At 37.0% G+C, this 26,858-nt stretch carries 21 protein-coding genes and 1 other annotated feature; of the genes, 1 reads left to right on the top strand and 20 read right to left on the bottom strand.

The window, feature by feature from the left end:
- Positions 1-133: 133 nt before the first annotated feature.
- The 12 genes from ACFCYJ_RS14880 to hemA all read right to left on the bottom strand — a co-directional run bounded on the left by ACFCYJ_RS14880 (position 134) and on the right by hemA (position 14,397).
- On the bottom strand, positions 134-1,387 hold the full coding sequence (locus tag ACFCYJ_RS14880; RefSeq protein WP_376074717.1) for a bifunctional folylpolyglutamate synthase/dihydrofolate synthase: 1,254 nt from the start codon (positions 1,385-1,387) through the stop codon (positions 134-136).
- Positions 1,384-2,676 carry a bifunctional folylpolyglutamate synthase/dihydrofolate synthase gene (locus ACFCYJ_RS14875; protein WP_376074716.1) on the bottom strand — a complete coding sequence of 431 codons (1,293 nt, stop codon included), beginning with the start codon at positions 2,674-2,676 and terminating at the stop codon, positions 1,384-1,386. The genes ACFCYJ_RS14880 and ACFCYJ_RS14875 overlap by 4 nt, the downstream gene beginning before the upstream one ends.
- A gap of 104 nt (positions 2,677-2,780) precedes the next feature.
- Entirely contained in the window at positions 2,781-2,933 is a 153-nt protein-coding gene (locus ACFCYJ_RS14870) for a hypothetical protein (RefSeq protein ID WP_376074715.1), read from the bottom strand.
- 1 nt (position 2,934) lies between these two features.
- Positions 2,935-5,580, bottom strand: coding sequence for a valine--tRNA ligase (locus ACFCYJ_RS14865; protein ID WP_376074714.1), 2,646 nt, complete (start codon positions 5,578-5,580; stop codon positions 2,935-2,937).
- Between the two features lie 127 nt (positions 5,581-5,707).
- Positions 5,708-5,993, bottom strand: a binding site (T-box leader).
- A 269-nt stretch (positions 5,994-6,262) separates the two neighbouring features.
- Positions 6,263-7,069 (bottom strand): valyl-tRNA synthetase, encoded by an 807-nt coding sequence (locus tag ACFCYJ_RS14860; RefSeq protein ID WP_376074713.1) that lies wholly within the window; start codon positions 7,067-7,069, stop codon positions 6,263-6,265.
- 293 nt (positions 7,070-7,362) lie between these two features.
- Entirely contained in the window at positions 7,363-7,809 is a 447-nt protein-coding gene (locus ACFCYJ_RS14855; protein ID WP_376074712.1) for an SRPBCC family protein, read from the bottom strand.
- 231 nt (positions 7,810-8,040) lie between these two features.
- Positions 8,041-9,333 (bottom strand): glutamate-1-semialdehyde 2,1-aminomutase, encoded by a 1,293-nt coding sequence (hemL, locus tag ACFCYJ_RS14850; RefSeq protein ID WP_376074711.1) that lies wholly within the window; start codon positions 9,331-9,333, stop codon positions 8,041-8,043.
- The gene (hemB, locus tag ACFCYJ_RS14845; protein ID WP_376074710.1) at positions 9,334-10,314 is read right to left on the bottom strand and encodes a porphobilinogen synthase; all 981 of its coding nucleotides are present in this window, start codon (positions 10,312-10,314) and stop codon (positions 9,334-9,336) included.
- The gene (locus ACFCYJ_RS14840) at positions 10,311-11,072 is read right to left on the bottom strand and encodes a uroporphyrinogen-III synthase (RefSeq protein WP_376074709.1); all 762 of its coding nucleotides are present in this window, start codon (positions 11,070-11,072) and stop codon (positions 10,311-10,313) included. Before ACFCYJ_RS14840 ends, hemB begins: the two co-directional genes overlap by 4 nt.
- Positions 11,062-11,994: a hydroxymethylbilane synthase gene (gene hemC / locus ACFCYJ_RS14835; RefSeq protein WP_376074708.1), complete on the bottom strand. Its 933-nt coding sequence runs from the start codon at positions 11,992-11,994 to the stop codon at positions 11,062-11,064. Before hemC ends, ACFCYJ_RS14840 begins: the two co-directional genes overlap by 11 nt.
- Before the next feature lie 18 nt (positions 11,995-12,012).
- Entirely contained in the window at positions 12,013-12,840 is an 828-nt protein-coding gene (locus tag ACFCYJ_RS14830) for a cytochrome C assembly family protein (protein WP_370041722.1), read from the bottom strand.
- A gap of 192 nt (positions 12,841-13,032) precedes the next feature.
- Complete coding sequence (hemA, locus tag ACFCYJ_RS14825; protein WP_376074707.1) at positions 13,033-14,397, bottom strand: glutamyl-tRNA reductase; 1,365 nt, start codon at positions 14,395-14,397, stop codon at positions 13,033-13,035.
- A 362-nt stretch (positions 14,398-14,759) separates the two neighbouring features.
- Between hemA and ACFCYJ_RS14820 the strand changes: the two genes are divergently transcribed.
- On the top strand, positions 14,760-15,002 hold the full coding sequence (locus ACFCYJ_RS14820) for a hypothetical protein (protein WP_376074706.1): 243 nt from the start codon (positions 14,760-14,762) through the stop codon (positions 15,000-15,002).
- 149 nt (positions 15,003-15,151) lie between these two features.
- Here the strand turns inward: ACFCYJ_RS14820 and ACFCYJ_RS14815 are convergent, their stop codons facing one another.
- The 8 genes from ACFCYJ_RS14815 to lon form a co-directional block, all read right to left on the bottom strand.
- Positions 15,152-15,685 carry a hypothetical protein gene (locus tag ACFCYJ_RS14815; protein ID WP_376074705.1) on the bottom strand — a complete coding sequence of 178 codons (534 nt, stop codon included), beginning with the start codon at positions 15,683-15,685 and terminating at the stop codon, positions 15,152-15,154.
- Between the two features lie 120 nt (positions 15,686-15,805).
- On the bottom strand, positions 15,806-16,564 hold the full coding sequence (locus ACFCYJ_RS14810) for an MBL fold metallo-hydrolase (protein WP_376074756.1): 759 nt from the start codon (positions 16,562-16,564) through the stop codon (positions 15,806-15,808).
- A 313-nt stretch (positions 16,565-16,877) separates the two neighbouring features.
- Positions 16,878-19,781, bottom strand: coding sequence for a vWA domain-containing protein (locus ACFCYJ_RS14805; RefSeq protein ID WP_376074704.1), 2,904 nt, complete (start codon positions 19,779-19,781; stop codon positions 16,878-16,880).
- Between the two features lie 19 nt (positions 19,782-19,800).
- On the bottom strand, positions 19,801-21,252 hold the full coding sequence (locus ACFCYJ_RS14800) for an S-layer homology domain-containing protein (protein ID WP_376074703.1): 1,452 nt from the start codon (positions 21,250-21,252) through the stop codon (positions 19,801-19,803).
- 414 nt (positions 21,253-21,666) lie between these two features.
- The gene (locus ACFCYJ_RS14795) at positions 21,667-23,325 is read right to left on the bottom strand and encodes a hypothetical protein (protein WP_376074702.1); all 1,659 of its coding nucleotides are present in this window, start codon (positions 23,323-23,325) and stop codon (positions 21,667-21,669) included.
- 163 nt (positions 23,326-23,488) lie between these two features.
- Positions 23,489-23,662: a YjfB family protein gene (locus ACFCYJ_RS14790; protein WP_080709112.1), complete on the bottom strand. Its 174-nt coding sequence runs from the start codon at positions 23,660-23,662 to the stop codon at positions 23,489-23,491.
- Between the two features lie 117 nt (positions 23,663-23,779).
- A complete protein-coding gene (gene yihA, locus ACFCYJ_RS14785) occupies positions 23,780-24,361 on the bottom strand; it encodes a ribosome biogenesis GTP-binding protein YihA/YsxC (RefSeq protein ID WP_249072773.1) in 582 nt (193 codons plus the stop codon).
- A 4-nt stretch (positions 24,362-24,365) separates the two neighbouring features.
- Positions 24,366-26,690 (bottom strand): endopeptidase La, encoded by a 2,325-nt coding sequence (gene lon / locus ACFCYJ_RS14780; RefSeq protein WP_376074755.1) that lies wholly within the window; start codon positions 26,688-26,690, stop codon positions 24,366-24,368.
- Between the last annotated feature and the right edge of the window lie 168 nt (positions 26,691-26,858).

Below are 26,858 nucleotides of genomic sequence, written 5' to 3'. Positions count from 1 at the left end.
ATCAACACGCCTGAAAAAAGATCAAAGAGCAATTTTACTCAAATAGTCCATCGTATAAATTATTTTTCACACTAAATAAAAAAAATCAGGACTCATTTTTATGAGTACCTGATCTTGTTCGTTCAACTAAATGCTAATTATTTTTTAATCTACTACGTACTTCCGTTAATAAATACAACGAACCCGATACAATAGTCCTCGATTTGTTTGCTGACTGTCGTTTTAAAAATTGCACATAATCTTCTAAAACCGCTTTATGAGAGGCGTTGGACAGCTCAAGCATGTTGTGAGCAGCCATCGCACGGGGGTTATCAAAATCAACAAAGTAAAAACAATCACTTACTTGCTCAAATTGTTGCAAAATCTCTTTTACAGCCTTATCTGCAAGAATTCCAATTACAAAAGTAATCTTCTCATCTGGGTACTCATGCTTAATCGTTTCTATTAACTTCTCAGCACTCGCTGGATTATGCGCACCGTCTAAAACAATATAAGGCATAATTTCTTCAAAACGTCCTAAAATGGTTGCGTTTTTTACAGCTTTTTGAATAGCTTCTTTACTAATTTGTAACGCTAATGCGGTCGCCACTTCGAAAAAAGCTGTAGTAGCAAGTGCCATATTATTCGCCTGATGCGCTCCCTTTATAGTGCGTGTAAGCTTTGTAACACGGAGGCCATTGTCATTATATACATATCTCTCTCCATCTTTCTCTTGTTCCACATAAAATTGATGATTTAGCTCAAGAACGGATGCATGTTTTTTGTTGGCTTCCTGGTAGACTATATTCTTTGCTTCTAACGGTAGATCGCCAATAATAACTGGATGATATGGCTTAATAATCCCTGCTTTATGGTAGGTGATACTTTCTATCGTATCTCCTAAAAAATTCGTATGCTCTAATGCGATACTAGGTATGATAGAGACAATTGGTGTGACCACATTCGTACTATCAAGTAAGCCCCCCATACCAGCTTCAATAAGGGCAATATCTACATTACTAGAAACAAAATGTAAAAATGTTGCAACTGTTAAAAGTTCAAAATCTGTTAGTTTCCCACTAAGTCCGGCTGCCTGCATTTGTTGGAATACATGATTCATTTCAGCTTCTGTAATAGCTTGACCTTCTACTTGAATTTGGTCATGCACGTCCAAAATACAAGGAGACATAAATTTACCAACACGTAAGCCATGTTCCTTGGCGATTGATTCTAGAAATGTAAGTGTCGAGCCTTTACCGTTAGTCCCTGCTAAATGCACAACTTGCAATTTGTTTTCTGGATTACCTACTAGTGCCAATGCTTCTTCAATCGCAGTTAGACCAGGTTTAATAACATCATCACTCTGAACATTCCATTTTTCCTTGTAGCTATTCAATTTAGGGATCATCGTTGTTCCCCCTGTAGCCATTGTCGAATTTCAGCTATAAAATACAAAGAGCCTGTAATGACGATAACATCCTCATTATTTCTTTGATGTAGCATCGTTTGAACCATTTCACACCAATGCGCATTATATATTTTGTTCGTATTTGTAGATAATGCAGCTAATTGATCAGCAGGCATAGCATTAGGGAGCTCAATTTGTGTAAATGCAATTGATGTAGCAATACTATCCATTAAAGCAATACTTTTCGCATGATCTTTATCCGATAGTGCTGCATATATAAATCGATAGTTTTGGTGTGGATAAACCGTTTTAAGTGTTTGAATTAGTGCAGTAGTACCTTCAGAATTATGTGCCCCATCTAATATAATATTGCCAGGTAATTGCTCAAAACGGCCTGCCCACTGAGCTTTTTCCAAAGCTTGACGGATTGATGTATCCGAAATATCAATGGCCCCATTCTCTCTTAACGTTAGGATCGCCGTAATCGCAAGGCTTGCATTATTTATTTGATGCGCGCCAGCCATTTTTAATGGGATAGCTTCCATCTCCACATTTGCTTTACGGTAATTAAAATGTTGCATATCAGTACCTTGTTCAATATTTTCAACCGTAAAATCCTTCCCTAAAACAAGGCATGGAGCATGGCGCTCATTTGCTACCTCACTGATAACCGAAAGTGCCTCCTCACTTTTAACACCCACTATAACAGGTACACTTTCTTTAATAATTCCCGCTTTCTCAAACGCTACTTTTGCTAATGTATCTCCTAAAAACGCAGTATGTTCTAATGAAATTGTTGTAATAATTGAAATTAGAGGCGTAACGACATTCGTAGCATCTAAACGCCCACCAAGACCCGTTTCAATTAGCGCAAAATCCACTTCTTCATCCGCAAAATATTGGTACATAATAAGTGTTACAACTTCAAAAAAGCTCGGAAAGTCACCTTCATAGTGTGTCTCAATAATATCAGCAACTTTGTTCATATAGTGTAAAAATTGTGCTTCAGAAATTTGAATCCCATTAATAGTCATACGTTCATTAACACGCTCTAAATGAGGTGAAGTAAAGGCGCCTACTTTGTAACCAGTAAGTTGTAACATTTCTCTTAGCGCATTCACTGTTGACCCCTTTCCATTTGAGCCTGCTAAATGGATAACACGTAGCCTGTCCTGTGGGTTATTAAGAAATGCTAATACCTCTCGCATCAATACGAGCGGTGCACGTTTATGATCAACTGCCTTTAACGTAAAAATAAAATCTGTACATTCTTTCATCGTTTTAAACAAAAGAAACACTCCCTCTTACTACAATATCTCTATTTTAGTACAAGTAGCGCCCAATACACATACTTTTCGTAAAAAACTCTTGTTTACTTACACTTATATGAAAGCTAAAAAAACACTTTAGAAAGTGCGAATCCGTGTGTTTTAAGTTTAATTTCATCCGCCAGAGGCTTTAGTATCTTACCACCTTCAGAGGTGAGGGTCTTCTTCTGAATGAAGATAAAAAACAGCAGATGACTATTGCCATCCGCTGTCTCCATCTTACATATTTTTCAGTTCTTCTAAACGTTTTAATACAACCGCATGTTTACTTTCATAATCTGCTAATTTTTCACGTTCTGCATTCACTAATGCTTCTGGCGCTTTGGACACGAATTTCTCATTCGATAACTTACCAGTTACAAGTTTGACTTCTTTTGCCCATTTCTCTAATTCTTTTTCAAGACGAGCAATTTCTTCTTCTAGATTAATTAGTCCAACAAGCGGTAGGAATAGCTCAGCTCCAGTAACTACTGCTGTCATTGACTGACCAGGAGCTTCTAAACTTTCTCCAATTGTTAGCGTTTCTGGATTACAGAATTTTTCTAAATATGCTTTATTGGCTTCAAGTACTGTAGCCGTTGCAGCATCCTTCGCTGAAATATATAGTGGCACTTTTTTGCTCATAGGTGTATTTACTTCCGCACGAATATTACGTACTGAACGTATAATATCCATTAGGAGCTTCATATTGTCCGCTTCTTCTGCAAAATGAAGATCCGTACGTACAGTTGGCCATGCTGCCACTGTGATTGATTCGCCTTCATGAGGTAAGTGCTGCCAGATTTCTTCTGTAATGAATGGCATGAATGGATGTAATAGACGCATAGTTTGATCTAAAACGTAAGCTAAAATAGAGCGAGTCGTTTTCTTAGCTGCTTCGTCATCACCATATAACGGTAATTTAGCCATTTCAATATACCAAGAACAGAAATCATCCCAAATGAAGTTATACAGCTCACGACCAACTTCACCAAACTCATAACGTTCTGCAAGAGATGTTACACGTTCAATTGTTTCATTTAAGCGAGTAAGAATCCATTTATCGGCAACTGATTTTTCACCAGTTAAGTTGATTTCATCATATGTCATACCTTCCATGTTCATTAAAGCAAAACGAGAGGCATTCCAAATCTTATTTGCAAAGTTCCATACTGATTCTACTTTTTCAGTTGTATAGCGTAAATCTTGACCAGGAGAAGAACCAGTAGCTAAGAAGTAACGTAATGAATCGGCACCATACTGATCAATAACATCCATAGGATCTACACCATTGCCAAGTGATTTACTCATCTTGCGTCCTTCACCATCACGTACTAAACCGTGAATTAATACATCTTTGAATGGGCGCTGACCTGTAAATTCAAGACCTTGGAAGATCATTCGAGAAACCCAGAAGAAAATAATATCATAACCAGTTACAAGTGTGCTTGTTGGATAGTAACGTTTATATTCTTCATTTGTCTCATCTGGCCAACCCATTGTAGAAAATGGCCATAGTGCTGACGAGAACCATGTATCTAATACGTCTTCATCTTGCGTCCAATTTTCTGCATCTGCTGGTGCTTCTTTTCCTACGTAAATTTCACCTGTTTCATTGTGATACCAAGCAGGAATTTGATGACCCCACCATAATTGACGAGAGATACACCAGTCGCGAATGTTTTCCATCCAGCGAGAATATGTGTTTTCAAAACGAGATGGTACGAAGTTTACTTGCCCTTCTTCATCTTTTTGAAGAGTAAGTGAAGCATCAGCAAGTGGTTGCATATTTACGAACCATTGTGCAGAAAGATATGGCTCTACAACAGCACCCGAACGTTCGGAGTGACCTACTGAATGTGTATGCTCTTCAATACGGATAAGCACGCCTGCTTCTTGTAAATCAGCTACGATTTGCTTACGGCATTCAAAGCGATCCATACCGTTATACTTGCCAGCAAGTTCGTTCATTGTACCATCTTCATTCATGACAAGAATGCGTTCTAGGTTGTGGCGGTTACCAACCTCAAAGTCGTTAGGATCGTGTGCTGGTGTCATTTTTACAACCCCAGTACCAAATTCCATCTCTACGTAGTCATCTGCTACGATAGGAATTTCACGGCCTACGATTGGTAAAATAACTGTTTTACCGATTAAGTGTTGATAGCGCTCATCTTTCGGGTGAACGGCTACCCCAGAGTCTCCTAGCATTGTTTCAGGACGTGTAGTCGCAACTTCCACATATCCTGAGCCATCAGCTAATGGGTACTTCATATGATAGAATGCACCTTGAACATCTTGATAAATAACTTCAATATCTGATAATGCAGTTTTTGCAGCAGGGTCCCAGTTAATAATGCGTTCGCCACGATAGATTAAGCCTTTTTCATATAATTGAACGAAAACAGTTTTAACTGCATCAGAAAGACCTTCATCAAGTGTGAAACGCTCACGAGAATAATCTAATCCAAGACCAAGCTTCGCCCATTGATCACGAATATGCCCAGCGTACTCTTCTTTCCATTCCCATGTTTTTTCGAGGAATTTTTCACGACCTAAATCATAACGTGTAATATTATCTTCTCGTAGTTTGGCTTCTACTTTTGCTTGTGTCGCAATACCTGCATGGTCCATACCTGGTAACCAAAGTGCATCATAACCTTGCATGCGCTTCATACGAATTAAAATATCTTGTAATGTTGTATCCCAAGCATGGCCAAGATGTAGTCTACCTGTTACATTCGGTGGTGGAATAACAATAGAATAAGGCTCCTTTTCACTTGTAGGCTGCGCCTCAAAAAATTTCCCTTGTAACCACCATTCATAACGACCTGCTTCAATGGACTGTGGATCATATTTTGTAGGCATTGAAATGTTTTCTGTCATTTTGACTCCTCCTGTTGACTTATTAATTTTACCGGTGTGAGATAGTACCAATCATTCTGTTTTTATGTCTCATGCTGAGGCACATTTACCAGAAGATTTAAAGAAAATAAAAAAAACTCCTAACGTCTAAAAGGACGAAGGAGTTTAAATTCGCGGTACCACCTTTAATTCCAGCAGAGGCGAGTTAAGCGGTCACTATACACATTTCATCAAGAAATAGAATACACTACTTGCTTAAGCCTTTTACTACTGGCTCTCAATTCGGTAACGGTGTTTAACCGGCTTTAACTACTGTTAGTTCACTAAAGCTGCTCGAGGGCTACATTCAATTAGGTACATATAGAAACTTTTCAGCTACCGTTTCCTCTCTTAAAATGCACTACTAATTTACTCTTCCCTGTCATAGCATCTATATTCGACTTTTTCACATTGTACCGCAGAATCGTGCAATTTTTCAAGTGATTTAGTCATTTTTTAGGAAGCACTACTAGAAAAGGAAGTGAAAATTCAAATGCGACGACGTAAGTATAATCCTTGGCTTTTACCACCATGGCTACGACAATTTCGTTTTTATTGCAAAACGATAATTGTACCAATTTGTGTTTTTCAGTTTATACGTGTCATCATCATTCCAACATCTGGAGATTTCATCATCTTATTGCTCCTGTTACTTCTATGCTATTTACTTTTGAATGAAGTCATTTGAAACACGAACCTTTAGCGGTGTATAGTCTTCGGTTAAATCCCAGATCATCGATGGAACTTCATGCCAGGAGCTAGATTCACGGACTACAATATGACTTGAGGATTCCCTCAACATTGTTTTTTGCTCAACTGGTGCAGGCTTTTCTTTTTTGTCTGAAGCTACTATTGCTTCAGACTTTTCCTTTTGAGCTGCAAATGTAACAATCTTTGATTTTTCCTCTTGTGTCGAAGCTACTACTGCTGTAGACTTCTCTTCTTGTACCGAAGCCGTTACAGCTACAGTTTTTTCTTCTTGATTCGAAGCTACTACAGTTGCAGGTTGTTTTACCTGTGCCGTTTCTTTTGCAAGGTCCACCTCTATTTGAGCTGAGGCATTAGCAGTTTCTAAAACGTGAGCTTTTTCTAATGCTAGCTCAGGCTCATTAAAAACACTTGTAACCGTCCATTCGAGCTGACACATCTGATTCGTCAAAATAGGTCGAATATCCTTTACCATTAAATCTTCAATAGCTGCATCCATTGGTAAATCTACATTTAAAGGAACTGCATACTCAAAATAACCAGTATCCCCTTGAATATCCAGGTTATCGATTTGTACTAATTCTTCATCATCCATGAAAGCTCGCATGTCTTGAAAATCAAAGCGAACATGTGCTGTGATATGATAAATACCCATTAATCGTAGAGAATCTTCTAGCTGCGTTGTCTGCCACCGTGGCTTAATTTGTACAGCTGCTATTTCTGTTGGGCAGCCGTAACCAGGAAAACAAAAAGTTTCACTCATATTCCAAGTTTTGTGTTCGATAATAATCCCTCCTCTTGCATCATATGAAGCTTTGAAGGATAGTATGCTATAGGATGATTAATCAATTTCGACTTGGCATAATTGTATAGCTGACTCTTTGCGTTCGCGCAGATAAACAATGCGTTCGGATTTTGTATTGCACTCACGGGAAGCGGCTCATCGAAACGCCCCTAGGAAAGAGCCCAGTCGTAACAACCCAAATAATGAGCCTAAAAAAGGCATACTAGAAAACTTCTTCTAGCATGCCTTTTTACTGTTGGTTCAACAACTTATTATACATTCACCAATTTAATTTTATTTGCTACACGATCTGTTAACATTTGTGTTGCTTTTGGTACGATCGGCTTAAAGATTGGATTTAAAACAGGACCAGCTAATCCTCCTGCTATTACTTCTAAGAAGCCTGTCATTTTTGTATTTTCTGCATCAATACTCTCTGCTAGGAAATAACCGTTTCCTGAAAAGTTATCAGAAATTCCTTTTAATTCGAATGTTACTTTAGAAGGCGCTGCCCATTCTAAAATAGTAATCTCTACTTGTACTGTTTTTTTCAGTACACCAACATTGCCTTTAAACGTCCAATTTGAATGTTTTTCATCAATCATTTCATGTGCATTATAACCTGGGACAAGCTTTGCCCATTTTTCCATATCACTGACGAAATCCCATACATTTTCAATTCCTACGGGTACTTCGACCATATGTGTGCCAGTTGCCATATCAATTCACTACTTTCTTTTATGAATAGCTATATTATATACGATTTCGCCCACGATTTGGCTATGCTGAAAGTTATAATTTTAATAAAATTTTTTCAAGCGGTAACGATTTTTCCATTCATTGATAATCCAATGAACTTTTTAACGGGCAAAAATAAAAAACATATTACTAAACAACAAAAAAATAGCATGCAAGAAAATACTCCTAGCATGCTATTTTGTAACTACCTATTATCTTGCTAATTGTGCAAATACTTTATGGAAAGCATCAACTGTTTTTGCGATATGCTCTTCCGTATGTGCAGTAGAAATAAATAAACCTTCAAATTGAGATGGCGGTAAGAAAATACCTTCTTCTGCCATTAGACGGAAGTATTCAGCAAATAATTGTAAATCAGACGTTTTTGCTGAATCAAAATCAATAACATCTTCGTTCGTAAAGAAGAAACCTATCATTGAACCAGCACGATTTACAGTATGTGGAATATTGTATTTCGTTGCGGCTTCACGGAAACCAGCCTCTAATTGATCTCCTAGCTTTTTGAAGTATTCATAAGAATTATGATCAAGGCGAGTTAATGTTTCATAGCCAGCTGTCATCGCTAATGGATTCCCTGACAATGTCCCAGCTTGATAGATTGGACCAGCTGGTGCCACTTGCTCCATAATTTCCTTTTTCCCTGCAAATGCACCAACAGGAAGTCCACCGCCAATTACTTTTCCTAATGTTGTCATATCTGGTGTTACATCAAAATAACCTTGTGCACAGCCATAGTCAACACGGAAGCCTGTCATAACTTCATCAAAAATCAACAATGATCCATGTTCCTTTGTTAATTCACTTAAGCCTTGTAGGAAGCCTGGTTGTGGAGGGACAACGCCCATATTTCCTGCAACTGGCTCAACAATCACTGCCGCAAGCTCTGAACCAAACTTTTCGAAAATTAGTTTTGCCCCTTCTAAGTCATTGTACGCTACTGTTAACGTATTACGCGCAATATCCGCTGGGACACCAGGACTGTCAGGTAAGCCTAATGTAGCTACCCCTGAGCCTGCTTTAATAAGTAAGGAATCTCCATGACCATGATAAGAACCCTCAAATTTCAAAATTTTATCGCGTCCTGTAACACCACGAGCTACGCGTAAAGCAGACATCGTAGCCTCTGTCCCAGAAGACACGAAGCGAATCATTTCCATACCAGGAAGACGATCTAATACTAATTTAGCTAATCGATTTTCTGTATAGCTCGGTGCTCCAAACGAAGAGCCTTTCGCTGCTGTTTCTGCAATTGCTTGTACAACTTCAGGATGTGTATGACCTAAAATAAGAGGTCCCCATGATAATACATAATCAATATATTCATTGCCATCAATGTCTTTAATAATAGCACCTTGACCAGATTCCATGAATATTGGATCCATATTTACGGATTTGAATGCACGTACTGGGCTACTAACGCCACCTGGCATTAAGTTAATTGCTTCAGCATAAGCTTGTTTTGATTTTTCGTAAGAACGCGTCATTTATTTCTCCTCCAACCAACGTGCGACATCTTTAGCATGATACGTAATGATTAAATCTGAGCCTGCACGTTTCATGCTAAGTAACGTTTCAAGCACTACTTTTTTCTCTTCAATCCAGCCATTAATAGCCGCTGCTTTAATCATTGCATATTCACCAGAAACGTTGTATGCAACAATCGGTAATGTAAAGTTATTTTTTACATCACGAATAATATCTAAATAACTTAGAGCTGGCTTAACGATTAAGAAATCTGCACCTTCTGCAATATCCGACTCCGCTTCACGGAATGCCTCCATACGATTCGATGGATCCATTTGGTATGATTTACGATCACCAAATTGAGGCGCACCATCAGCTGCTTCTCGGAATGGACCATAGTAGCTAGATGCATATTTTACGGCATATGACATAATCGGAACATTTTCAAAGCCTGCTTCATCTAGACCTGCACGAATCGCTGCCACAAAACCATCCATCATATTGGAAGGAGCGATGATATCCGCACCGGCTTTTGCTTGTGATACTGCTGTACGTGCTAAAACTTCTAATGAAGGATCATTTAAAATTTGATCGCCTTCAATTAAGCCACAATGACCATGATCTGTAAATTCACATAAGCATGTATCTGCAATAACTAAAAGCTCTGGGTAGCGAGCTTTAATAAGTCGTGTTGCTTCTTGCACAATACCATGATCATGGAATGCACCAGTTCCGACTGCATCTTTTTCTGCAGGTAAGCCAAATAAAATAACCGCAGGAATACCTAAAGCAACAACTTCATCAATCTCAGCTTCAAGTTTATCTAATGAAAATTGAAAAACTCCCGGCATAGAAGATACTTCGTTTTTAATATTTTCGCCTTCCATAACGAAAATTGGATAAATTAAGTCCTCTTTGTGTAAGTATGTTTCTTTTACCATTGATCGTATAGCAGCGTTTGCACGCAAACGACGATGTCTCTGAAATTGTAATTTTGTCATTTTCTTTCTCCTACTTTCGTTATTTCCTCGATAACTGCTTGCATTGTATATACGCTCGGCATAACATCTACAATAGCACCGTGATTTAAAATAGCTGCTTCTGTAATATGACCGATTACTGCTACACGCACTGCCCTCCAACCAACTACCGAAGCTACATCCTTGGCGTAGGCATCAACCGCGGAAGGGCTAGCAAAAATCACTGTGACATCACTATTCGCACAGATACATTCAATCATTAATTGTATTTGATCATGTCGCTCAATCGTTTCATAAACTGTCCATTCCTTCAATTTAAAGGGTAGCCCTTCCTTTAATGTCTTTTTCGCTTTTTCTCCACGAATAAATAGACACGTAGGATTGCTACCTGCTACATTAGGAAATTCTTGAACAAATACATCTGCACTAAATATAGAAGGCATAAAGCTCACATGGAATCCTAGCTTTTCTAAAGCTGCAGTAGTTTTAGTACCAATAGAAGCAATTTTTCCTTGAAAATGCGCAGCACTTACATTAAAGCGTTGCATCTTGTTAGCAAAAGCTTCTACCGCATTTTGACTCGTAAAAATGAGCCATTCAAATTGATGTGCAAACTCTAACTGCACATCGTCGTTACTATCAATCAGCTCGCAAGTTTCAATCAATGGGGCAATTACTGCATGGCCACCTAAAGCTGTAATGTCATCTATTATTGTTGTCGTCTTAGATGTACCTGTCAAAATAATAGTTTTACCTTCTAAAGGTAAATTATTTTGCATCTTGCTCTGCCTTTACTCGTTGAATTAAATCAAAGGCTCCTTGCTTTGTTAAAATCTCAGCAAGCTCTTTCCCAACTGCTTCCGCATTAGTGCCCACAACCGTTTCCTTATAAACAACTGAAGCATCTGGTGCAGCAACAAGACCAGTTAATGTAATTTCTTCCCCGTTAGACTTTGCGTATCCTGCGATAGGTACTTGGCAGCCGCCATCCATAGCCGCTAGGAAAGCACGTTCTGCATGTGCTTCTTGCCATGTAATGCTATCTGTTAACTTGCCTAATTCCGTTAATAGTTCTGTATCGTCTCCACGGCATTCAATACCTAGAGAGCCCTGTGCTACTGCTGGTAGACAATCCTCAACAGGTAAAAACTCAGTAACTACATCATCGCTCCAGCCTAGGCGTTTTAGTCCAGCTGCCGCTAAAATAATAGCATCGTATTCATCAGTTTCAAGTTTAGCTAAGCGTGTATCTACATTTCCACGAATCCATTTAATTTCTATATCTGGACGGACTGTTAAAAGTTGAGCACTGCGACGAAGAGAACTTGTCCCAACTACAGCTCCTGCTGGAAGATCTGCAAATTTCACATGTCCTTTTGAAATAAATGCATCACGCGCATCTTCACGTGGTGGAATACAGCCAATGACTAATCCTTCAGGCAGTAATGCAGGCATATCCTTCATAGAATGAACAGCAAAATCAATTTCTTTGTCGTAAAGTGCTTGTTCAATTTCTTTTACGAAAAGCCCTTTACCACCAACCTTAGATAGCTGCACATCTAAAATTTGATCACCTTTCGTGACAATTTCTTTCACTTCAAATTCAAATGGAACACCAGCAGCTTTTAACTCATTGATAAACCAATTTGTTTGTGTTAAAGCTAGCTTACTTCTTCTAGAACCTACAATAATTTTTCTCAACAGTCTTCAACCTCTCTTCTAATACCATAAATGGAATCGTGATAAACTGCTTCCTAAAAAGAAGTTAACAACAACTAATAGGTAAGCGTATATATGTACCCACGCATAAGTTGTCCCTGTCAGTTTACCTTTACGATTCACATACAATATAAAGCAATACAAAATTAAAATAATAAAGGACCCAATAATCTTCGCATCAAAAATTGAAAAACTCTCTAGCGTTAGTAGTGCCCATTCAAACCCTAAAACTAAACTTACAGATAACACTGGAATACCAATGTAAAATGAAACATTCATCCAGTTACTCGTCTGCTGTAGTGATGGCAACCTTGTCCATAAATGTGACCATTTTTTCTTTTTCAGCAAACGATATAATACTAAATACAATATCGCAAAAACAAATGTTAAAGAAAACGCTGCGTAAGATAAAATGGCAAATGATATATGAATAAAAAGCAATTCCGAAATTAAAGTATCACTAACTACTCCTGTCGGCCGTTTCGGCATAAAAGTAAAGATACTAGCGAATAAAAATCCTAGTATATTAATAATAAATACCGGTAGATCAACTCGTGCAATACAGTGCAAAATAATAGACAATGTCACGAGCAGCCAGGAATAAAAGAGAATCCCTTCTGACAAGGATAAAATCGGAAAACGCTTCGTTTCCACAAAAGTTAATAAAATAATGGCACTTTGAATTATCCATACGAATGAAACAAGCCAAAAAGCAACTCGCCTTGCTCGTATTTGCTTATAAAAGTAATCAGTAAAGTAAAATACTAGACTGATCGCATACAAGACGATCATTACTTCATAGAGCCTTGTCATTGTCAAATCAGCCAATAGACATCCCTTCTTTATATTGAAAGTGCTAAAGTAGTGTACTTTAGCCTAGAAAAAAAAACGTTTTCGTATCCTTAGTTTACCATACAGATACGAAAACGCCTCATTTAAAAATCAGTAGAAAATCTCGTTCGCGGAAAAAAGCTCGAAGGGCAACTTTTCTAAAGTTGCACCGCGAACACATAGACATCTTTAGAAAGAATACTTTGGTTCAGTAGAAGATTGTGACGACTGTAAGCGCTCTTTGCGTTCAAGCTCTTGTTCTGTCATCGCAGTAACTTCAGCTTCCACAGCATCCTCAATACCGAAAATTTGTTGGAATAAACGTAACTGTTCATTTGCTTTTGGTGAATTTGCCATTTCCTTAGCTTGTAAAATTGGTTCTTTTAACAATTGATTAATAATAGACTTTGTATGCTTACTTAAAATTTTACGTTCTCGATCCGTTAAATCCGGCATTTTATTTTCGATACTAATCATTGTCTCTTCTTGAATATGATTCGCTTTTTTACGTAAAGCCGAGATGACAGGGACAACGCCAAGAGTCGCAACCCAATCTTTAAATTGCACAACCTCTTTGCCAATCATCGAAGAAATATCAGCAGCAGCACGTTCACGTTCTGCTAAGTTTGCTTCGACGATGCCTTGTAAATCATCTATATCATATAAGAAAACATTTGGTAAATCTCCAACACGTGGATCAATATCACGTGGAACTGCAATATCTACCATAAATAATGGTTTACCTTTACGTAAACGTTCGACAAATTGCATCAATTCATAGTCAATCACATAATCTGTTGCACCTGTAGACGTAATTAAAATATCCGCTTCAAGTAACGAACATTGTAGTTCCTTCATAGATTTTGCTTCACCGTCAAATTTAGCTGCTAAACTTTCTGCTTTTTCGAACGTACGGTTAATTACGGTTACTTTTCCTACACCGCTACCGTAAAGGTTCTCAATAGCAAGTTCCCCCATTTTTCCTGCACCTAAAATTGCTACATGTTTACGTTGTAAAGATCCGAATATTTTCTTCGCTAGTTCAACTGCTGCATAAGAGACAGATACCGCGTTCTCACCGATAGCCGTTTCATTATGTGCACGTTTCGCAAATGTCACTGCTTGTTTAAATAGCTGATTGTATACCGTTCCTGTAGTTCCAATCTCTTGTCCACTTAAGAAGCTTTTTCTTACTTGTCCTAAAATTTGAGTTTCGCCAAGTACCATCGAATCAATTCCAGCTGTCACTTGGAATAAATGCTCGATTGCCTCATCTTCTTCTCGAATTGTTAAATACGAAGAAAATGTCTCCACAGGTAGGTCGAACCAATTTGCTAAAAACTGTTTAACAAAATGACGTCCGGTATGCAATTGATCAACCACTGCATAAATTTCTGTGCGGTTACATGTCGAAACAATAACATTTTCTAATATACTTTTTTGTTGTTGTAGCGCTTCCATTGCCTGTGGTAGTTCACTCTCTATGAATGATAACTTTTCACGAATTTCAACAGGCGCTGTTTTATAATTCAAGCCTACTACGATGGTATGCATGAATAACACCTCTCACGTTCTAATTGACAAATCTCATTATAGCACAGTTCGACAAGAGTTCATCAATAATTTGTGAACATGTCATGAAGAACTGAAATTCATCATCTACATTAGAATTATTATAAACTAAGTGTAACAAATTATACGTTCTGTTTCAAATTTAATGTTTGTCCAGAACATTGTTTTAAAAGGACAGAATTAAATGGCTCTTAACCAAAACGTGTGGTTGATTTCCGTTCCGGCTTGGCGCTTTGTAGCTGCCGCTTTGCTTTCGCTACAGAAAACATTTGTTTTTGCTGTCGCTTCGCTTTCGCACAGAAAACATCCGCTACGCTGCAGGGTCTCGGGCCAACAGATGTTTTTTGCGCGAAAGCGTAGTGCTAACGCAGCGTCAGCAAAAGGGTTTCATTCTGTGCGAAAGCGTAGTGCAACGAAGCGACAGCAACAGCACCGATGTTGGTCACGAAGGCGTTATCACAGGACGTGATGTTCTTAGCCTTCGTTCCTCTATTGCTGATCCCCAAGGAGTCGCCAAGCCTCCACTACAATCAACTTATCCACATGACATACGTTTTAAAAAGATCATCCTAATAGAGTCGAACTAAATTTGAACGTCTCTATTATTAATTTGAACAGTTTAAATGAAATTTATTTTAAGATATAAAAAATAGCCTTTGTTTAATTATCTTTAACAAGGCTATTTTTACTTTTCTATACTATTGTTCTCGAGTCACATCAAAATTTTCTGTTCCATTTAATAATCAATAGAATTGGCTATGTCCACTAAAGTTTCAGGAGTTACTTTATTTGAAACTCGTTTATCTATACTTAGCATATACTGCAAATTTTCTCTCTCGAAAACAAGCACATTAAAACCTGAAATGGTCATATATGTGGCCACAACCCCATTTTTTAATTCATAAGTTTTTACTACATATTTCTCTCTTAGAGGCAATTTGTACTTAAGTGGACGAATATCAATTTTATAGTGATTTTCGGATAATTGATCATTTATAAATGTCACTTCAAATGTATCATTGCCTACATATTTTGAATCGGAGAATCGTCCAAAATGATGTGTAAAGCTTATTGGGGGAACTCTAAGCGGTAGCTTTAGTTTTTGGTTAAAATGTTGTTCAAAATCATTCCTTGCTTCTTCAACCGATTTATATCCTATTTCAGGATATATTTCTTCATAAGGACTTGGTTTATCCTTTGCAGATGCATGTAATGTTATTAAAAAAAATGTACAAAATGAAACTAAGAAAAGATAAAGCGTTCTATTCATTTGTTTCCACCTCAAAATATCTTTAGGTGTAACATTCCCAAATTCATTAAATTTATATAATGAATAATCAACCCTCTTCTAAGGAGTGCAAGTGAGCTTATATCTCCGTTCAAGAAAAAATTAAAACTGTACACTAAACCCTTTAAATTTATGAATCCCTGTTCCAAACTTTACTAGATCCTTTTCTTTAAGTTCCTTAACTGCGTTTACGAGTTCTTGTAGGATACTTGGTTCAAGACCTAATGTATTCTGTGAACCATAAATTTTTGTGACATATGGGATCTTTGATATCTTTTCCCAGGAATCAACTAAATCAAGAGGGTTAGTCGAAGGGTAAAAAGCATAAATAGGTGTTTCATCATAAAGTAAATCACCAGTAAACAAATAACCGTTTGTTTTGTCAAAAATACATATATGACCTGGAGAATGCCCAGGAGTATGATGAATAATTAATTCTCTATTCCCTATATCAAACATATCAGCATCCTGTAATAAGCCAGTTGGTGTTCCTTGATATGGTTTATATGTTTCTGGATTAAACGTTTTTGGAGTTGGAATTGTTATATCTCTACTAATATCTCTTCTTATTTGTTCTATGGTCAATCCTTTAATACCATTAGTTAACCAATCTGAGTCAGCTTCATGAACATAAACATTTTCAAATTCTCCATGGCTTCCAATATGATCAACATGCACATGAGTTGTTAAAACAACAATCGGCAAATCAGTCAATTGATCCGTTATGCGTTTGATATTATCAATTCCAAGACCCGTATCAATAAGAACTGCTTTTTCATTGCCGACTAATAGAAATGAATGCACCTTTTCCCAATGTCCATATTCACTAATTGCGAATGTTTTATTATCGATTTCTTGAATCGTAAATCACGAGTCCTTAACCATAATAATCCCCCCCAAAATACGAGTATGACTTTCAATATTTCTTTATGTATTGAAAATATTTGTGACACCATTAAAGTAATTTATCCATTTCTCAAGCAAACTATGGAGCTATTGACGTTTTGTATATTACACATGCCCTTTACACGTTTTTCCATGAGACCTTTGCAGATGCATGTGCCAGTCGGAACGGAAATCAACCACACGATATGGTAAATGCTATATAAATATTTCATAAAAAAAGCTGAACTAATTGTTAGAATTAGTTCAGCTTTTAAAAAACTTTTATCTTTTAATTTGTGATTGTCACAGTTTTAGTAGCTATGATTTTACCGTCTTTATCATATGCTACAAATTCAATCTCATTATTAACTTTGAAGTCCTGCATTGTTTGCACTGTTTTTGTTAGCATGTAGACATTATCACTACGCTTTTTCAATTCAAATTGCGCATCTCCACTTAAAGAAGGGAAACGTACATTAATCTTTTCAACATTTGAGCAATTACCATCGATTCTTGCATTCATTGTAATATTGCCTTTGCGTAGAGTTACTGTCGCTTCTTCAAATAAATCTTCAGGATTCACGCAACTTGAAGGCGTAGTTTTACATAAAATTGCATCAATAATTTTTTGGAAAACTTGATGTAATTGTAAGTTATCGATCGCGTGGTAATAAATACCGCCAGTATCAGCAGCCAATTGCGTTAACATTGCATCATTGACTTGTGATTTCTTACCCATGCTTACAGTGTAAACCTTAACCCCTTTATTTTTGGCATCGTTCAACACTTTTGTCATCTTAGATTTACTTGTTTTACCATCTGATACGACGATGATCGCTTTTGACGTTTTTGAGTCATTTGAGAATTTAGACAGTGCGATTTCAATACCTGCAAAAATATCTGTGGCACCTTTCTCTTTCGATGCTTTATACAGATCTTTTTTCAATACATTGTCTGTACTGCCCTCTCCAAGAACAGTAGCTTTTGTATTTGTTTCAATCACAATATTATTTTTTGCCTTAATTTGATTGATGACTTCCATCATTTTCTTACCACGGTAATTGGTTTGGTCAGAAGCTTTCATGGAAGCAGAGTAATCAACTACATAAGCGACTTCTGTTGCTAAAGAACAAGAATTTTTACTAAAGTAAGGGTTTGTAAATATTTCTTTTGTAATTGTTTTATCTTTTAAATCCTTCAATATTGTTGCATAACGAGGATCTATTTTATTTACTAATGTTGCTTCAGCTTTTGATTTCCCATAAATAACCGAGTCAAAGTACGCTACAGCGGTCCCTGGGCTTCCTGTATTATTTAAATAATCCGAAGTATTTGTAACAAATGAAGCTGTTTTCTCAACACCATCAAATTTAATTTTTACTGTTCCTTGATAGTCAGTAATAATTTCTCCACCTGGTCTCACTAATGTAACCATTACTTTTGTGTAACGATCTTTACCAGATGGTCTTGATGCCGCTTCTTCACTTTCCTTTAATGCTTCCACTCGTTTTTTATAGGCTTCTACTTGACCGAGTAATTTACCACCTTGGTATTTTAATAATACTGTTCGATCATAGTTACTCAAGCTTGTTAAAATAGCATAAATTTTCATGACACTATCATAATGCTCGAGCGTCAGTTTTTTTTCATCTGGCATATAGCCCATAAGTTGAATAATAGCACCGACTGGGTTAATGTTCTCAACCTGCGAGGCAATCGAATCATCAATTCCTTGAATACGATAAATTGGTCGCCCATCATCTGAAATCATATACATAATTTCAACCGTATCATTAATCGAATCTATCAAGCGTTTTTCAATAATTTCTTCGAACAGCCAAACTGAAATATTATAGTTTTCAAACTGTAAAATGGCATTTTCATAGCCTAATGCAGGGTATTTTTTATCGCTGCCACCATATTGTAAATATATATTTTCAACATTTCCTAGAGCATTTGTTACATTTGTTTGCTGCCCAATACTAAATAGCTTTTCTTCTCTATCCATCCAATGAACGTTCACAATATTTTCTGTAAAGAACTCTGGTAATTTTTCATACGGTACATATGGAGGTGTTACATTTCCATTTTCGTCATCCGTATTTGCTGGATCATACACTTGATAATCAATGCGCATTTCCGGCTGTGGTGAGTAACGGACATGTGCATTCAGTTTTTCACCTACAAGACATTTCATACCAGGATCTGTGTTGTTAATAAGCTCAAATGAAATTGTATCACGTACAGATTTCGTTAATTTTGGTGCTATAACAATCGCAGAGACAGTAGAGCCATCTGATTGTACATTTCGAACAGCTTCACCAGATGTGTCAACGATTTTTGCACCATATGATGAAGTTACACGGAATGTATAAGATTTATCATCGGGTATTGGATCACCATTACAAGCTTTTAAAGATACAGTAATGAGCGTTGAATCTTGGTCATTTGCGATTAAATCTGGTTTTTCAACATCAATACTTTGTAAAGCATTATTAACATACTCTGGTCCAGTAAAATCGTTGTTATTATCCTTTGGCTCTTCAAATTCTGTGTTGCTTGAGCCCATGAAGCCCGGAGGTAATGTAATTTTATCGTTATCACGGCCTGCAGCAGTACGTTTTAATCCTAGTACAGCAAAGTTGCCGTTTTGTACACTGCGGTATAATAATTCAGCACTATCTCCACGAGTTAGCTTTGTAGAAGGTTGGAAATCGGCAAATGTCTTTTTACCAGTGCTTCCTGTTGAAATATCATTCGTGTATAAATATTGAACCGCCTGAGGCTCATCTAAATCTAAACCTCTAAAGGCAGCATATATGCGTGCAAATTGTCCACGTGTAACAGCTTTTGAACGATTGGCTGTTGTATAGGTACCATTGAACGGCAAATAAAAATCACTATAGAAGTTATAAGCTACACTATCGTCATATGTTAATGCATAGTTTCGATCAAGCTTTGCAAACATGACAACAAGCTCTCGCTCAGTTAGCTGTTCATTAGGTAAAAAGTTATTAGCGCTATTCAATGAGAGTAAATCATTATCGACTGCCCATGAAATAGCTTTGAATTTACTATTATTAGTTGGTACATCCTTAATTGTCGTAGCTGCCTGAGTTACAGCAGGAGTTGCTGTCATCAGAACTAGTACGAAACATAGCAGGGATAGGAATGCTTTTTTAGCATACGTCATTTATTGCTCAGTCCTTTCTTTAATTGAAGAACAATATGTCATCTCGATAGTTTTGTTTTAAGTCACCTTCCAAATAATTCAAAAAACGTTCTAACACTACTGATGCTTCCGCACGCGTTAATGGTTGATTTGGATTAAATCGACCTACAGTGTCACCAGTCATTAAGCCTAACTCATTTACAATGTAAATACCGTCTCTTGCGTATGCTGGAATTTGCGCATCATCCTTAAACTTTGTTATATAACCCGGATCTGGCGCCTTATTCTCAAGCCCTAAGGCACGCACATAAATCGTAGCGGCTTGTGCTCGAGTAATTGGATTATCAGGCTTGAAATACTCTGGTGATACACCTTTAATAATTCCTTTATGAACCGCAGACTCAATATAAGCATAATCTTTTACTGTATGCTTGATATCTTTAAAAATACTTGTAGTAGTTTTCGATTTTTTCGTTTTCGGTTCTGCCATAACACGTAAGTCAACTGCCTTACCAATCGCCGTTGAAAAGTCAATACGCTTCATAGGGGTATTTGGTGAAAAGAAGTTACTTGCATCAGAGTAAATACCTAAAGAGTATAATTTTTCAATAGCTTGTTTCGCATAATGATTTGATAAATCACGGAACTTAGGAATGATTAAACGTTCAATTGTCGGCATGTATTGTGTATCTAAGTCAAGAGTACCTTTTTGTCCAGAGGCTAAATCATACGTATATTCAGAAATAACATCCTTTTCACTTACTACCGCATATCCACCATCAAAGCTCCCTAAACTCCCTAGGTTTTCTTCATAGTTTAGTACACGTGATTTACTTGTAGATAAACGATTTTTCACATGGCTTGTCTTACCATCGCTATAATTATAAACAGCTTCTGTAATTTGTGTTTCTGTTGCTCCCCAGAAGTTTTCATAGCCAGCATGACGACTATCAGTATCAATTGTTACAGTATTTTGGACTGCATTTTTTCCAGTCCCGGTTTGATAGGAATACGTTTTTCTCGAAATCACATTACCTGAAAAATAATCAGAGGCTACACGATTGTCCGTTACAGTCCCTTGTGAAAATTGGTAATCAACCAATGTATAGGTTGTTTTCCCAGCAACAATTTTCTCTGTATACTTTTTCACAACACCATTTGATGTTTTTTGACCAATCGTAGCATAATCTACTACATCTGATTCATAGGCAATATTACGTGTCAATGTAGCACCGTTACTTGCTGTTAGCTTTAAACTATATGCTTCAGTTAATTTTCCTTTAGATTCTTTTTGTGTAATTTTAATGTCTCTACTAGTGCCTTTAAATATAATAGGTGTTCCTGAAATGAAAACAGCTTCCTCATATGTATATTCATTTTTTACAGCACCTGTTGTTTCTAATGAAGACGCCGATGCATTATCTGGGATAGTAGCTCCAATAATTAATACAGCAAGAACCACTAACATTATTTTAGATAAATGTTTTCGCATTCTTTTTCTGTTCCTCTCTTTCATTCCATGCATATCCGCACCTGGAGCTGTCAATTATTTCTTTAAGATTACAAAATAATAGGTGTGTCGATGAAAGCAAAGTGATAGGAACACTCGAACTCTTCACTACAATCAGCCCAAAAATAAGCTTACATATGCAAAAAATTCTTATATGAATAAACTTATTTTTTCCTAATCAACACACCTAAAAATTTCATGGTTAATATCCGCTCGCCATCCACTCATATAAGGGACAAAGTTTCTCACCATAAGCAAGCGCAAAAGAAAACACTTGTAGCTGACGCTTCTCTTTCGCTACAAAAACACTGTGTAACTGCCGTTTTCACTTTCGTTACATAAGACATTTGTAACTGCCGTTTCACTTTCGTTACATAAAACATTTGCTGAAAGAAGTTAATCAACTAATATTAAATGAGCTTTGACAAAACGATCTGATAATACTACTAAACGATCAGAAGGTTTTAAATCAGATGCTTGAATAACTTTACCAGCTTTAATAATTGTTGCTTGGTCAATATTCATATCAATCATTTCACCAGCTTCATACCAACGACCATTTTGCCATTGACTAACGCTCTTCACATTAATTACAGCTGGGAATTTCGATTTAACTGACTGTAATTTACCTGTTAACATTAATGGTGCAACAGGCTTCGCTTTATTAAGAATATGAAGGGCCTGTACATGTCCATCTTTCACATAGAAGTATCCGTATTGACCTTCATATAAATGAAGTTCAATATCAGGAACGACACTGTATGTTTTGTTACCATCATCTACTATTGCTTTTGTTGAATTACTAACAGATAGTACAGTACGACTTGTTTTCTTGAAGACATTTGACTCGATCTTCATCGCATCATCAATTTCGATTACATAGCCATCTGCTTGCGATAAGCGTCCATAATATAACTCATGACCTGCTAAGTTTGGTGACATAAAACTATCACTTGTTACTTGCACAACTTGGGCATAATGATCACGTGCAGCACCGTCCGAAATAACAAAAGCTGTTCCATAAGCTAATAGTCCAGTAGGTTCGATTAAACGATCATTTCGAATTAGAATCGTTCCATCATGGAAGTATATTGTACCTGCAGATTTAAGTTTTAATAATTGATATTTAGTATCCACAGAAAGCATAGGCTCATAGTAAGTTCGCTCGTTGTTTTTCAATACAACAATCTTTTCAATGACTTCTTTGCCAAATTGTTTAACTGTTGCATAATAGGCTTCACTGCCAACGTAATTTTTCAACTGATCTTTATTAATTTTTGTGTTTCCAACATATACCGGAACTTTCGATGAAAAACTCATCGTTGATAAAGCCTTTGTTGTATCAGAACCAAATTGCCAATTGATAAAAGCATGCTGGTTTTTGACAGTTAATTTATTTGCATTGGCATTAACCGTTTGTATCTCACCTTTATATAGGTTTTCAACTAATGTACCTGTGTCACTAATTTCGATTTTCGTGACAATGGATGTGTTTCGATTTTTAAGGCTAAGCTTAACACGATCCCCTACATATAATGCGCTAATATCGACTGCAGAGGAGTTTTTTTGGTAGCTTGTATCTTTATTTATATAGTAGGTTGTTTCTTTTCCAAAATCCGACTTCAGCATAATGTATAGTCCGTTTGGATCGATACTTGTTACTACCCCGGCAAGTGTTTTAGTATTTTGTGAAACTGTTGGAGATTCTGTTTCTTTTGTAGAATTAGAAGTACCTCGAAGCTCAACAACACTTCGAAGGGAAATGTCCGCTTCTACTTTCATCCCCATCTTAAAACCTTCGATCGTTGTCTCTGTATTATTAATATACAGGCGGGCATTGTTATTTATATTGTATGTAACTTGACGACCGCTATCATTTTGCAAAGTAATATTACTAAGCTTTTTTTCTATTACTCCATTTGTATTTTCATATTCTGAAAATGTTACATCTACAAAAGTTCCAGTCACCATTTGGGCAGCATGTGCTGTTTGATTTGATGAAAACCCGAGAACCGCTAGTAACAAAATCATTAGTATGTATGGAATCTTCTTCAACAAATCCCACCTCCTAGAAAAATGTTATTAATAAATAGTATATCGTATTATTGGTAGTTTTTCCTATTCAAAAAGATACATTTTAGTGCTTTTAATTCCTTTTTAAATCTACCATTAGACACAAAGATAGAGGTAGCTTCCAATTTCAAGCTACCTTCCTTCATCAAACTTGAACGTCAATTGTATGTCCAGCTGTTGGATGTGGAGCATCTAACATTTCAACTAATTGTTCTGTATTTTGCTGTTGCATATCCATTGCTTGTTTCGTTACAGCTAGAGATACATTTTGCATTAAAGTTGCTTGATTCATTGCCATTGATAAAGCTGCGATATCCATTTAGTCCACCTCCTATTTAATTTATCGGTCAGTTGTTTCATTCATCAAGTAATTCTATCCATTTTAATAAAAAAACATCTACTGTCCTAAATAATAGACTCAATAGATGTTTTCTTATTACATTTTATTTTCGATAGTACGCCAAGCTTCTTCAAAGCCAATTCCTTTTTCTGAAGAAAAGACAATAAGAGGATCATTTTTTTCCATGTCTAACGTTTCTTTCACGACTTTTTTATGCTTATCCCATTTACCTTTTGGAATTTTATCTGCTTTTGTGGCAATGACGATACAAGGAATATTGTAATGCTTTAAAAAATCATACATCATGCGATCATCAGCTGTAGGGGGATGACGTAAATCAACAATTTGTACGACTGCCTTTAATTCATTGCGCCCTGTAATGTAACGCTCAATCATTTTCCCCCATGCTTCACGCTCAGTCTTTGAAACCTTTGCATAACCATAACCCGGAACATCTACAAAAAACAATTGCTCTTCAATTTTGTAAAAATTAAGCGTTTGTGTTTTTCCGGGCTTCGAAGAAATACGTGCTAAAGCTTTACGACCGATCATTCGGTTAATAAATGAGGATTTCCCCACATTTGAACGACCGGCTAGTGCAAATTCTGGCAGTCCATCTTCTGGATATTGGTCTGGTCTTACAGCACTTATGACCATTTCGACGTTATGGACTTTCATTTTCTTAAATACCTCCGTCCAGTGCAATGGCTAATACTTCATCAGCCGATGACACTAGTTTAAATGTTAGTTGTTCGCGTACACTTTCAGGAATATCCTCAATATCTCGCTCATTATCTTTCGGACAAATTATTGTCGTTAAGCCCGCTCGATGCGCACTGAGTGTTTTTTCCTTTAAACCACCGATTGGCAGTACACGTCCACGTAATGTAATTTCACCTGTCATTCCGACCTCACGGCGTATTGGACGGTGTAAAATTGCAGAAACAATTGCAGTTGCCATTGTAATACCTGCGGAAGGTCCATCTTTCGGCACTGCTCCTTCAGGAACGTGAATATGAATATCATGTGTTTCAAAATATTCTGCATCTATTTTTAGCTCTTCCATTTTTGAACGTACATACGATAAAGCCGTTTGAGCAGATTCCTTCATGACATCGCCAAGCTTCCCAGTTAGCTGCAATTTTCCTTTACCAGGTGTTAATGATACCTCAATTTGTAACGTATCACCACCCACAGTTGTATAAGCAAGCCCAGTAGCTACACCAATTTGATTTTCCTCTTCGGCTTGTCCATATCGGAAACGATGTTTACCGAGTAATTCTTCTAACGATTTCGAGTTTACTGTTACTCGTTTTTTCTCACCAGAAACGATGATCTTCGCGATTTTACGGCATAGAGTTGCAATTTGACGCTCTAGTCCGCGAACACCTGCTTCACGGGTATAATAACGAATGATATCCACTACTGCTTCGTCTTTAATAATAATTTGTGTTTTTTTCAAGCCATGCTCTTTTAACTGTTTTGGTATCAAATGATTTTTCGTAATTTGCTCTTTTTCAATTTCTGTATAACCAGCAATTGAGATTACTTCCATACGATCTAGTAACGGACCAGGAATTGTACTTAAATCATTGGCAGTTGCTATAAATAATACATTTGATAAATCATAAGGTTCTTCGATGTAATGATCACTAAATGTATTATTTTGAGCCGGATCTAAAACTTCAAGCATTGCTGCTGAAGGATCTCCCCTGAAATCATTAGACATTTTATCAATTTCATCTAGAAGGAACACAGGATTAATCGTCCCCGCCTTTTTCATCCCTTGGATAATACGCCCTGGCATTGCCCCAACATACGTACGACGATGGCCACGAATTTCTGATTCGTCACGTACCCCACCTAATGAAATACGGATAAACTTGCGATCCAAACTTTCTGCAATTGATCGTGCTAATGATGTTTTACCTACACCCGGAGGGCCGGCCAAACATAATATGGGTCCACGTAACGATTCTTTCAATTGACGTACAGCTAAATATTCTAATATACGTTCTTTTACTTTTTCTAATCCATCATGATCACGGTTTAAAATATCCTCTGCATGTGCGATATTCATGCGATCTTCAGTCGCCTTTGTCCATGGCAATGCCACAATCCAATCAATATAGTTTCGGATTACGCCACTCTCTGCACTAGCTGCTGGTAGCTTTTCATAGCGATCCAACTCTTTAAGCACTGCTTCTTTCGTGGATTCAGGCATTCCTGTTTCGTCAATACGTTTACGTAATTCAGCGACTTCGCCAGTTTTCCCCTCACGGTCTCCTAGCTCAGTTTGAATAGCTTTCATTTGTTCACGTAAATAATATTCTTTTTGCGTACGTTCCATGGATTGCTTAACTTTTGTATTAATTTTTTTCTCAAGATCAAGTACTTCTTGTTCGTCATGTAAACGAATAATTAAATGATCTAAACGCTTTTTTACACTGAGCATTTCTAATACTTCTTGTTTATCTGCAATCTTGAATGGCAAGTGTGAAGCAATGATGTCTGCTAAACGACTTGGCTCTTCGATGTCTGCTACAGTACTGATGGTTTCAGAAGTAATCTTATTGGAGGCTTTCGCGTATCTTTCAAAATGCGATAACAGCGTGCGCATTAAAGCCTGTGTTTCAATATCCTTATCGACTGTTTCTTCTTTAACATCGATGTCAACAACCGTATATTTTTCTAACGCCCGATAGTTAGACCATGTCGCACGCTCTACACCTTCTACTAAAACACGCAGTGTTCCATTTGGTAATTTAAGCATCTGTTTGACATATGCCATCGTACCAATTGCATAGAGATCTTGCTCATCAGGCTGTTCATCATGCATTTCTTTTTGTGTTACCAATAATATCAATTGGTCCTCTAACATTGCTTGTTCTAGCGCCGCTACAGAACGATTTCTACCCACATCAATATGTAACACCATCGACGGGTATACTAAAAGTCCACGTAAAGGCAATAGTGGTACATTTGTTGTTTTTTGTATTGTCACCATGCGGGTATTCACCTCCGTCAAAATTTTCTTATTCACTCCCACGCTACTAGTATGTGTCTAAAAAGCTGATTCACACTTGTTAATCAATTGAGCCAAAAATTTCATCTAATTACAGTTGGCTTTATGTATGAATGAATAAAAAGCTGACTGTCGATATGTGCGAATATT

The sequence above is a fragment of the Lysinibacillus sp. NPDC056232 genome (assembly GCF_042267565.1).
Taxonomy (GTDB): Bacteria; Bacillota; Bacilli; order Bacillales_A; family Planococcaceae; genus Lysinibacillus.
The sequence above is the reverse complement of the archived record's forward strand: the minus strand, read 5'-3'. Positions and strand labels throughout refer to the sequence as shown.